General features: G+C 72.1%; 10 protein-coding genes. 8 read left to right on the top strand and 2 right to left on the bottom strand.

The window, feature by feature from the left end:
* Positions 1-17: 17 nt before the first annotated feature.
* The 4 genes from AB0959_RS44630 (at position 18) to AB0959_RS44615 (ending at position 4,496) form a co-directional block, all read left to right on the top strand.
* Positions 18-1,379, top strand: coding sequence for a hypothetical protein (locus tag AB0959_RS44630; protein WP_366832615.1), 1,362 nt, complete (start codon positions 18-20; stop codon positions 1,377-1,379).
* A gap of 68 nt (positions 1,380-1,447) precedes the next feature.
* Positions 1,448-1,984: an SLATT domain-containing protein gene (locus AB0959_RS44625; protein ID WP_366832614.1), complete on the top strand. Its 537-nt coding sequence runs from the start codon at positions 1,448-1,450 to the stop codon at positions 1,982-1,984.
* Positions 1,985-2,151: 167 nt separating this feature from the next.
* Complete coding sequence (gene miaB / locus AB0959_RS44620) at positions 2,152-3,681, top strand: tRNA (N6-isopentenyl adenosine(37)-C2)-methylthiotransferase MiaB (RefSeq protein ID WP_366832613.1); 1,530 nt, start codon at positions 2,152-2,154, stop codon at positions 3,679-3,681.
* Positions 3,682-3,761: 80 nt separating this feature from the next.
* Positions 3,762-4,496 carry a class III extradiol dioxygenase subunit B-like domain-containing protein gene (locus AB0959_RS44615; RefSeq protein WP_366832612.1) on the top strand — a complete coding sequence of 245 codons (735 nt, stop codon included), beginning with the start codon at positions 3,762-3,764 and terminating at the stop codon, positions 4,494-4,496.
* Positions 4,497-4,692: 196 nt separating this feature from the next.
* On the opposite strand, the gene AB0959_RS44610 is transcribed toward AB0959_RS44615, so the two are convergent.
* Positions 4,693-4,965, bottom strand: a complete 273-nt coding sequence (locus AB0959_RS44610; protein WP_366832611.1) for an antitoxin — start codon at positions 4,963-4,965, stop codon at positions 4,693-4,695.
* 24 nt (positions 4,966-4,989) lie between these two features.
* Positions 4,990-5,286, bottom strand: coding sequence for a hypothetical protein (locus AB0959_RS44605; protein WP_366832610.1), 297 nt, complete (start codon positions 5,284-5,286; stop codon positions 4,990-4,992).
* Between the two features lie 181 nt (positions 5,287-5,467).
* Between AB0959_RS44605 and miaA the strand changes: the two genes are divergently transcribed.
* From miaA to AB0959_RS44585, 4 genes are all read left to right on the top strand, one after another.
* Positions 5,468-6,406, top strand: a complete 939-nt coding sequence (gene miaA / locus AB0959_RS44600) for a tRNA (adenosine(37)-N6)-dimethylallyltransferase MiaA (RefSeq protein ID WP_366832609.1) — start codon at positions 5,468-5,470, stop codon at positions 6,404-6,406.
* Positions 6,407-6,514: 108 nt separating this feature from the next.
* Positions 6,515-7,039, top strand: a complete 525-nt coding sequence (locus AB0959_RS44595) for a hypothetical protein (RefSeq protein WP_366832626.1) — start codon at positions 6,515-6,517, stop codon at positions 7,037-7,039.
* Positions 7,040-7,171: 132 nt separating this feature from the next.
* Complete coding sequence (gene dapF, locus AB0959_RS44590; RefSeq protein ID WP_366832608.1) at positions 7,172-8,041, top strand: diaminopimelate epimerase; 870 nt, start codon at positions 7,172-7,174, stop codon at positions 8,039-8,041.
* 298 nt (positions 8,042-8,339) lie between these two features.
* Positions 8,340-10,562: an HD domain-containing protein gene (locus tag AB0959_RS44585; protein ID WP_366832607.1), complete on the top strand. Its 2,223-nt coding sequence runs from the start codon at positions 8,340-8,342 to the stop codon at positions 10,560-10,562.
* The last annotated feature ends 68 nt before the right edge of the window (positions 10,563-10,630 follow it).

Genomic DNA, 10,630 nt, shown 5'->3' with positions numbered 1-10,630 from the left:
TGCGAAGGGGCCCGCGGATGACGGCCGACCGACCCGAAGCGACCCGCCTGCCCGCGCACCGGCCGCTGAGCGACTGGATCGCCCGCGTTCGGCCGGCAGAGCCGGGGCGGCTCCCCGTCCTCGGGCGTATCAACGACGGGGACGAACGCGCCGACGCCCGTGCCATGCCGCGCTTTCGCGCCCAGCCCTGGACGCGCACCAGCCTGATCGTCGAACGGAGCGGCGCACCCTGCCGCGCCCTGGCCCTACGCGCGCCCGACGGCACGGAAGTCGTCGAACTCGACGACTTCGGCGCCCCTGTCCCCGTCTCGGAGACCGGCATCGCACTGATCGCAGACCTGGAGCAACACTGGGCGCTGCCCCACACCGGCCCGGACGTGGTCGCCGGGCTCCGCGAGGAGAGCCTGGTCCTGCGCTACTTCCTCCTGCACCGGCTCAGCCGCGAAACCCCCGTCCCACCGCAGCTCTTCCACTGCCTTCCCTGGGAACGCGTCGATGCCGCGGCGCGCTCGGCCGCCGCCCTGCTGCATGCCGGAACCGACGCCTCCGCACAGCTCCCCGAGACACCACCGGACGAGGAGCTGCGCCACTGGTTCACCCCCGCCGCAGCACTCCTCGCCGGGCCCCTGCAGGTCCTCGCGTCAGGTCTGCGCGGGAGCCGGACCGGCCCCTGGTTCGGCCGGGAGGCCGCGAGCCTGCTGACCGGTCTGCTCACGGCGCAGCCCGAACGCCTGCCCCACGCGACCCGGCACACCCTCGCGAGGCTCGCCGAAGCCCTCGGTGCGGCGGACCGGGCACTGCAGCACAGCGCACGCCTGGCAGCCATCCGCATGACCGGGCTCCAGCCCATCGCCCCGCTCGCCCTGCGCAGGCGCCTGGACTCCGACTTCGTGCTGCGGGCCTCCTCCGGAGAACGGCCGTCCGGTCATGATGAATTCCTCGAACAGCCGCCGATCGCCGCGAGGACGACCATGACCCGCAGCGGGCTCTTGGAGATCGAGATGGAGATCGAGGACCACGAAACCCCACCGGCCCGGCGCCTCGCCGACGGCACGCTCTGCCACCCGGTGACCCTGCGGCCGGTCACGGACACGGGCGAAGAGCAGAACACCCGGTACTGGATGGTGCTCAATGCCGGCGCGGGCACACTGCACGGCTTCGTCGCGGTGACAGTCCCGGACGTCACCTTCGAGGTCGACCTCGACGCGCCGCCCGTGCCCCTGCTCTTCCTGAACCGCGTCCCCCGCGCGGAACTCGAGGCATCCCTCGACGCCAATGAGCACATCACGCTGTCGAGGTGGCACGAGTTGATCGACGACCTGCCCCCGCACCATCCGGCACACGCAGCACTCGCTGCCCACGCATCCCGCCACATCTGACGCCAACTACCGGGTCTGCGGCAGTATTTGCATCCCACCTGGGACCGCTTCACCGATACCGTGTCCGCATGGACAGCCAGGACACTGCCGGCCACGACGGCGACACGCGGCGTCGGCGCGCCATCGAGGCGGAACTCCGGCGCATCGAGGAGAGCGCCATGTACAGCGCGCAGTGCCAGTTCGAGGAGACCAAACGCTGGCGCGCGGTCCATCTCCTCCTGGGCGTCCCGGCCACGCTGCTCGCCGCCATCGCCGGCACCACGGCCCTCGTCGAGTCCACCGGACGGACCGCGGCCGGCATCCTCGCGCTGATTTCCTCCGGTCTGGGCGCCGTGCTGACCACCGTCAACGCGCCCCAGCGCGTCGCCCAGGCGTCCGCATCGGCCAACGCCTACCTGGAGATCCAGACCGCCTCCCGCCAGCACCGCGAGATCGACCTCGACCGCTGGACCGCGGACGAGGCCCGCGAGGCCCTGGCAGCGCTGACGGCCCGCCGTGACGACCAGAACGCCAAGGCGGAGGTCCCCAGCCGCCGCGCCTACCGAAAGGCGCAGGCGAACCTGCGGTCGGGGACGCAGAGGTACGCGGTGGACGGGGAGACCTGACGGCAGTCCTGGGGCCGTGAGGAAGGACCGGCAGCGACCGGCGGAGCCCGGACCCCGCTACACGCTCGGGGGCGTCGGCACCCGATTCGCAGCACTGGAACGCGCTCACCTTGATCGCCGACCCGACTCCAGCCGGACATCTCCCGACGAGCGCCTACCCTTGACCCATGACCAGCAGCAGCGACCGGAGCCCGGCAGTGGATGTTCGATCATCTAAGACCTACGAAGTACGCACCTACGGGTGTCAGATGAACGTCCACGACTCCGAGCGTTTGTCCGGACTCCTGGAGGACGCCGGCTACGTGCGCGCACCCGAGGGCTCCGACGGCGACGCGGACGTCGTCGTCTTCAACACCTGCGCCGTCCGCGAGAACGCCGACAACAAGCTGTACGGCAACCTCGGCCACCTCGCCCCGAAGAAGGCCATGCGGCCCGGCATGCAGATCGCCGTCGGCGGCTGTCTGGCGCAGAAGGACCGCGACACCATCGTGAAGCGGGCGCCCTGGGTGGACGTCGTCTTCGGCACGCACAACATCGGCAAGCTGCCCGTCCTGCTGGAGCGCGCCCGCGTCCAGGAGGAGGCGCAGGTCGAGATCGCCGAGTCGCTGGAGGCCTTCCCCTCGACGCTGCCGACCCGCCGTGAGAGCGCGTACGCGGCCTGGGTCTCCATCTCCGTCGGCTGCAACAACACCTGCACCTTCTGCATCGTCCCCGCCCTGCGCGGCAAGGAGAAGGACCGCAGGACCGGCGACATCCTCGCCGAGATCGAGGCCCTGGTCGGCGAGGGCGTCTCCGAGATCACGCTGCTCGGGCAGAACGTCAACGCGTACGGCAGTGACATCGGCGACCGCGAGGCGTTCAGCAAGCTGCTGCGCGCCTGCGGCACCATCGACGGCCTGGAGCGCGTCCGCTTCACGTCCCCCCACCCCCGCGACTTCACCGACGACGTGATCGCCGCCATGGCCGAGACGCCGAACGTGATGCCGCAGCTGCACATGCCGCTCCAGTCCGGCTCGGACCCCGTCCTCAAGGCGATGCGCCGCTCCTACCGCCAGGAGCGCTACCTGGGCATCATCCGCAAGGTGCGCGAGGCCATCCCGCACGCGGCGATCACCACGGACATCATCGTCGGCTTCCCCGGCGAGACCGAGGAGGACTTCGAGCAGACCCTCCACGTGGTGCGCGAGGCGCGCTTCGCCCAGGCCTTCACCTTCCAGTACTCCAAGCGGCCCGGCACCCCCGCCGCCACCATGGAGAACCAGATCCCCAAGGAGGTCGTCCAGGCGCGCTACGAGCGTCTCGTCACCCTCCAGGAGGAGATCTCCTGGGAGGAGAACAAGAAGCAGGTCGGCCGCACCCTGGAGCTGATGGTCGCCGAGGGCGAGGGCCGCAAGGACGGCGCCACCCACCGCCTCTCCGGCCGCGCCCCCGACAACCGGCTGGTCCACTTCACCAAGCCCGACCAGGAGGTCCGCCCCGGCGACGTGGTCACGGTCGAGATCACGTACGCGGCCCCGCACCACCTCCTCGCCGAGGGCCAGGTGCTGGCCGTGCGCCGCACGCGCGCGGGTGACGCGTGGGAGAAGCGCAACACGGCCGAGGCCGCCAAGCCGGCCGGCGTGATGCTGGGCCTGCCGAAGATCGGCGCGCCGGAGCCGCTGCCTGCGGTCGCGGGGAGTGGCTGCGGCTGCGACTGAGGTCCTGCCGCACCGCGTACCGTCGGCGGTGACGGGAGTGATGTGATGCCCGGCCCGCCGACGGGGTTACGCTGCCGATCATGCTTGTCGCCGCCGCCGTCTGTCCCTGTCCGCCGCTGCTCGTGCCCGAGGTCGCCGCGGGGGCGGCGCCCGAAATGGACGCCGCGCGGGCCGCGTGCGCGGACGCGCTCGCGGTGCTCGCCGCGGCACGCCCCGACCGGCTGATGGTGGTCGGTCCGGCCGGCGAAGCCGGACGCGGGCCGTACCCCGAGGGCACGCCGGGCTCGTTCCGCGGCTTCGGCGTGGACGTCGACGTACGCCTGGGCCGCCGTGAGCCGCCCCCGTCGGCCCTGGACCGCACGGCCCCCGAGCGCGAGCTGCCGGCCTCCCTGGCTGTGGCCGCCTGGCTGCTGGCGCGCGCCGACTGGGCCGAGGCGCCCGTCGAGGGCCTCGGCGTGGGCGAACCGCTGGAGGCCGAGCGGTGCGTCCGGGCCGGGCGGGAGATCGTGGCGCCGGACCAGCGGGTGGCCCTGCTGGTCATGGGCGACGCCAGCGCGTGCCGCACCCTCAAGGCCCCCGGCTACCTCGACGAGCGCGCCGCCGGCTTCGACGCCGAGGTCGCCCGCGCGCTCGGCTCGGCGGACGTCCCCGCCCTCAAGGCCCTGGACACCGCGCTGGCCTTCGAGCTCAAGGCCTCGGGCCGTGCCCCCTGGCAGGTCCTCGCCGGCGCGGCCGAGCACACGGACCTGGAAGGCACACTCCTGTACGACGAGGCACCGTACGGCGTGGGCTATCTGGTGGCGACCTGGTCGTAACGACAGCCTCACGCCGCACGGCGGTACGACAGCCTCACGCCGCACGGCGGTACGACAGCCTCACGCCATCGCGGCGGCACGACGGCGCTGACACCACACGGCGGCACGACAGCGCTCACAGCACACGGCGGCACGGCGGCACGGCGGACGGCCGGGAACCGTCGGGTTCCGCGGCCGTCCGCCGTACGGGTGACGCTCAGGAGGCCGGAGGCGGTGTCGGCGCGTCCGGCGGGGGCGTGGCGTCGCCGCCCTCCTTCTGCGCGAGTCGGTCCATGGCGCCCTTCGCCTTGTCCGTCCCCGAGTGGATCCGGTCGCTGTACTTGCCCTTGGTCCTCTTGTCGACCGCGTTCGCGGCCTTGTCGAGGCCGCGCTCGATCTGGTCGATCCGTCCTTCGTGCTTGTGCGCGAAGTGCGAGACCTTGTCCTTGGCCGGGGCGAGTTTGGACTTCACGTTGTCCAGGAGACTCATGGTTCACCTTCCCGCAGGGGACAGTTACTTGCGGGCGCCCTCGCCGGCCTCGTTGTCCGCGGCCTTCTCGGCGGTCTGCTGCTGGGGGATCTCCACGTCGTCACCCGTACCGGACCCCTCTGACGCGTCCGACGCGGCCTCCTCCGCCTTGGCCTCGCCCGCCCCGGCCTCGGCCCCGGACTCCGTGGACTCCTTCGACCCCTTGGCTTCGTCCGCCCCCTCCGCCTCGGACTCGGCCGTCGGCGTGTCGGCCTGCGCCTCGGCGGTTGACGCCTCCTCCGCTGCCTTCGACCTCCGCAAAAGCCGTGCAAAAACGCCCATATCCACTCCAACGTTACTCGTGCGGGCGAAATCCCGCGTCGCCCGGTGCGTCCGATTGCGTCGCCCGGGTCACCGGTACTCGAAACCGGCGGTCCGAACCTCGCAACAGGCAACGACCCCACTCCCGTGGCGTCACGTAACTCGTTCGAGAGCGGGCCCCGACGTTTGCGAGACTGGGTCGGTGAGTACCGCACCCCCCGCCCCTCGTGTCATCGCCGTCGTCGGACCCACCGCCGCGGGAAAGTCCGATCTCGGCGTCTTCCTCGCCCAGCGCCTCGGCGGAGAGATCGTCAACGCCGACTCGATGCAGCTCTACCGGGGGATGGACATCGGCACCGCCAAGCTGACGCACGAGGAACGCGGCGGCATCCCCCACCACCTCCTGGACATCTGGGACGTGACGGTCACGGCCAGCGTCGCCGAGTACCAGCGGCTCGCCCGCGCCCGCGTCGACGCCCTGCTCGCCGAGGGCCGCTGGCCCATCCTGGTGGGAGGCTCCGGGCTCTACGTCCGCGGCGCCGTCGACAACCTGGAGTTCCCGGGCACCGACCCCGAGGTCCGCGCCCGCCTGGAGGAGGAACTCACCCTGCGCGGCTCCGGCGCCCTGCACGCCCGCCTGGCCGCCGCCGACCCCGAGGCGGCCCACGCGATCCTGCCCAGCAACGGCCGCCGCATCGTGCGCGCCCTCGAGGTCATCGAGATCACCGGCAAGCCCTTCACCGCCAACCTCCCCGGCCACGACTCCGTCTACGACACCATCCAGATCGGCGTCGACGTCTGCCGTCCCGAACTCGACGAGCGCATCGCCCGCCGCGTCGACCGCATGTGGGACGCCGGACTCGTCGACGAGGTGCGGGCGCTTCAGGCGCAGGGGCTGCGCGAGGGGCGTACGGCGTCGCGCGCGCTCGGATACCAGCAGGTTCTCGCCGCGCTGTCCGGTGAGTGCACCGAGGACGAAGCGCGCGCCGAGACCGTGCGTGCCACCAAACGCTTCGCGCGCCGCCAGGATTCATGGTTCAGGCGCGACCCCCGCGTGCATTGGCTCAAGGGGGGAGCCGCCGACCGCGCGGAACTTCCGGAGCTCGCCCTCTCGTTCGTCGAACGACCGGTCACAGCCTGATCACGTCATGGCATCGGGACGCACCGGCCGCCATCCGGGCCTCCGGGACCGTGCCATCATCGAGCTTCGATCGACCAAGTGGAGTCCTAGTTGGGAGGGCGCGTGGCGATGGAGGCCGGCCCTCGCAACACCGCACAAGGCGCGGAGTACGGGACCGCGGAGAACGGGGAGCAGCAGGCCCTGGAGGGGTACCGCTCGAGCCCGGACGCGGATTCCCTCAGCTCGGACGGCCCGGACGAGCAGTCGCCGGGCGGCGTGACGGACGACGGACCGGAACCGGACGAGATGTCCGGCCCCGAGGTCGAGGTCGAGCTCCGGCCTCAGCGTCGGCTGCGGATCTGGCAGCTCGCCCCCATCGTCGCCCTGGCCGCGCTGGGCTCGCTGATGTTCGCCTTCCCGCTCGCCTTCGAGTTCGGCGACGGCGGCGCCGTGGTCGCCATGCTCGGCCTGCTGATCTGCTCGTGCGCGGCCGGCTGGGGCATGATGGCCGCCCGCCGTGTGGGCTCCACCTGGCCGGGACTGCCGCAGCGCGGCTCCGGACGCCGCCCCGACTGGCGAGTGGTCCTCGGATACGCGGTGATCGTGCTGGCGGTCGTGGCCCTGGCCGTCTGGCGAGTGGCCCGCCTGCGCTGACGCGCCTCGTAAGGCGCGCCTCGTAAGGGGCGCGGGGAACTGCGCGACCAGCCACAACGGACCAGCACTCACCCACCGGCCCCGCACTCTCCCGTCGGCCTGCCAAGCGGAGCGCTACCGTACGATCGAGGAATGAGCACGCCGATCGCCTTCCTCAAGGGCCACGGGACCGAGAACGACTTCGTGATCATCCCGGACCCCGACAACACCATCGACCTGCCCCCGGCAGCCGTGGCCGCCCTGTGCGACCGGCGCGCGGGGCTGGGCGGGGACGGCCTGCTGCACGTCGTGCGGGCCGCCGCGCACCCCGAGGCGAAGGCGATGGCGGCCGAGGCGGAGTGGTTCATGGACTACCGCAACGGCGACGGCTCGATCGCGGAGATGTGCGGCAACGGCGTACGGGTCTTCGCCCGCTACCTCCAGCGCGCCGGACACGTGACCGAGGGGGACCTCGCGGTCGCCACGCGCGGAGGCGTGAAGACCGTGCACATCGCCAAGGACGGTGACGTCACCGTCGGTATGGGCAGGGCGCGCCTCCCCGAAGGGGACGTCACCGTGAGCGTCGGCGAGCGCAGCTGGCCCGCGCGCAACGTGAACATGGGCAACCCGCACGCCGTGGCCTTCGTCGACGACCTCGCGCACGCCGGCAACCTGTACACCGCGCCGCCGTTCGGCCCGGCCTCCGCCTACCCGGAGGGCGTCAACGTCGAGTTCGTGGTCGACCGGGGCCCGGCCCACGTCGCGATGCGCGTACACGAGCGCGGGTCCGGCGAGACCCGCTCGTGCGGCACGGGCGCGTGTGCCGTCGCTGTGGCGGCCGCCCGCCGCGACGGCGCCGACCCGGCCGTGACGGGGACCCCGGTGACGTACACCATCGACGTCCTCGGCGGAACGCTCGTCATCACCGAACACCCCGACGGCGAGATCGAGATGACGGGCCCCGCGGTGATCGTCGCCGAAGGCGAGATCGACGCCGACTGGCTGGAAACAGCCGCGAGTTGACGTGCGGTCGGGTTGAGAATCGCAGTGCCAGGGGGTTACTGAGGCTGCGATGTCGCACCTCGGTGGGGTGCACGGGTTCGATTCCATGGCCAACTGCCCTACCTGTGGCTCAAAATCGTAAACCTCTGAATCGTCGCTCGAATGGGTGATCCGTTTCACGCTCGGCGGGAGGCGGTCAGTCGGGCGTGGTGGGCTCGATAGCATCAAGCACCGGCACGGACGGGGGAACCACGCCACACCCTGAGCCGCCGTACGCCAAGGGGTGTCCGTCCGCCGGTCGACGCTGCCGGAGGTGCCCATGAGTGCGGAGGCCACGAACCCTCTCACGCCCGCCCCCGTGACGCCCCCTTCCACACACTCGGGTTCGCACGAGCGGGGGAGCACGCACGAGCAGGTGGGGCCGCCGGCCCACCGCAGGAAGGGCCGCCCCCGCATCGACCTGCGCCGCCACGTCCGCGCCGCGCTGCTCGGCACAGCGGCCCGGGACCGGCTGCCCGACGCCATCAGCCACGTGGTCGAGGCCCATCGCGCCCACCACCCCGACGCCGACCTCGAACCCCTGCGCCGGGCCTATGTGTTGGCCGAGTCCTCGCACCGCGGCCAGATGCGCAAGAGCGGCGAGCCCTACATCACGCACCCGCTCGCCGTGACCTTGATCCTCGCCGAACTCGGCGCCGAGACCACGACCTTGACGGCGTCCCTGCTCCACGACACGGTCGAGGACACCGACGTGACGCTCGATCAGGTCGGCACGGAGTTCGGCGAGGAGGTCCGCTACCTCGTCGACGGCGTCACGAAGCTGGAGAAGGTCGACTACGGGGCCGCCGCCGAACCCGAGACCTTCCGCAAGATGCTCGTCGCCACCGGCAACGACGTCCGCGTGATGTCGATCAAACTGGCCGACCGGCTGCACAACATGCGCACCCTGGGCGTCATGCGCCCGGAGAAACAGGAGCGCATCGCCAAGGTGACCAAGGACTTCCTGATCCCGCTCGCCGAACGGCTCGGCGTCCAGGTGCTCAAGACCGAACTGGAGGACCTGGTCTTCGCGATCCTCCACCCCGAGGAGTACGAGCACACCCGCGAGCTGATCGTCGACAACGCCGCGCACGGCGGCGACCCGCTCGCCGAGATCGCCGACGAGGTGCGCGGAGTGCTGCGCGAGGCCGGCATCCAGGCCGAAGTCGTCATCCGCCCGCGGCACTTCGTCTCCGTGCACCGCGTCTCACGCAAGCGCGGCCCGCTGCGCGGCGCCGACTTCGGACGCCTCCTCGTCCTCGTCAACGAGGACGCCGACTGCTACGCGGTCCTCGGCGAACTGCACACCTGCCTCACGCCCGTCGTCTCGGAGTTCAAGGACTTCATCGCCGTACCGAAGTTCAACCTCTACCAGTCGCTGCACACGGCGGTCGCACGTGCCGACGGCGAGGTCGCCGAAGTCCTCATCCGTACGCACCAGATGCACAAGGTCGCCGAGGCCGGGGTCATCGCCCTCGGCAATCCCTACGCCCCTCCTTCGGAAGCAGTGGCCCTGGAGCAGTCCGACGGCGACGGCGAGCGCGTCGACCCGACCCGTCCCGGCTGGCTGTCCCGACTCCTCGACTGGCAGGAGGCGGCCCCGGACACCGACATCTTCTGGTCCACCCTGCGCGAGGACCTCGCCCAGGACCGCGAGATCACGGTCTTCCGGCCCGACGGGGGCACGCTGGGGCTCCCCGAGGGCGCGAGCTGCGTGGACGCCGCGTACGCCCAGTACGGCGAGGACGCGCACGCCTGCATCGGGGCCCGCGTCAACGGCCGTCTGGCCACACTGAGCACGGTCCTGAAGGACGGCGACACCGTCCAGCTCCTCATGGGCCAGGACCCGGCCTCCGAGCCCTCCCGGGAGTGGCTGGACCACGCCCACACGCCCGCCGCGCGCATCGCCATCCAGCGCTGGCTCGCCACCCACCCGTCGCCCGACGACGGGGCGGCCGGTGAGAGCCGCACCGCCGCCGAGGGCCGTCCGGCCGGTGACGCCCCCTCCGCCCGGCCCACCCCCGACACGCCCGCCGCCCGCTCCGCCTCCGACAGCGTCGCCGTGGACCAGCCCGGCGCGAGCGTACGCCTCGCCGGCTGCTGCACGCCCGTACCGCCCGACGAGGTCACCGGCTTCGCCGTACGCGGGGGCGTGGTCACCGTCCACCGCGTGGAGTGCGCCGGAGTGGAGCGGATGAAGAGCGCCGGGCGCGCGGAGGTCGGCGTGAGCTGGGGCGACACCACCGAGTGCCGCGTCACGCTGGTCGCTGAATCCTTCCAGCGGCCCCACCTGATGGCCGACCTCACCGAGGCCATCGCCCTGGAGGGCGTCGAGATCGTCTCCGCCATGGTCGAACCCCCCACCCAGCAGCGCGTCCGCCACACCTACACCGTCCAACTCCCGGACGCCGCCCACCTCCCCGCCCTGATGCGCGCGATGCGGAACGTGGCGGGCGTCTACGACGTGGGCCGCACCCAGCACCAGGCTCCGGCCACGCCGTAGCGGCAGCCGGGAGGGGGGCCGCCGTTCGAGCTGCCGCCGGGGGCCCGCCGTTCGAGTGGGCCCGCCGC

This window comes from Streptomyces sp. NPDC046862, from assembly GCF_040704615.1.
In the GTDB taxonomy this organism is placed as follows: Bacteria; Actinomycetota; Actinomycetes; order Streptomycetales; family Streptomycetaceae; genus Streptomyces.
The sequence above is the reverse complement of the archived record's forward strand: the minus strand, read 5'-3'. Positions and strand labels throughout refer to the sequence as shown.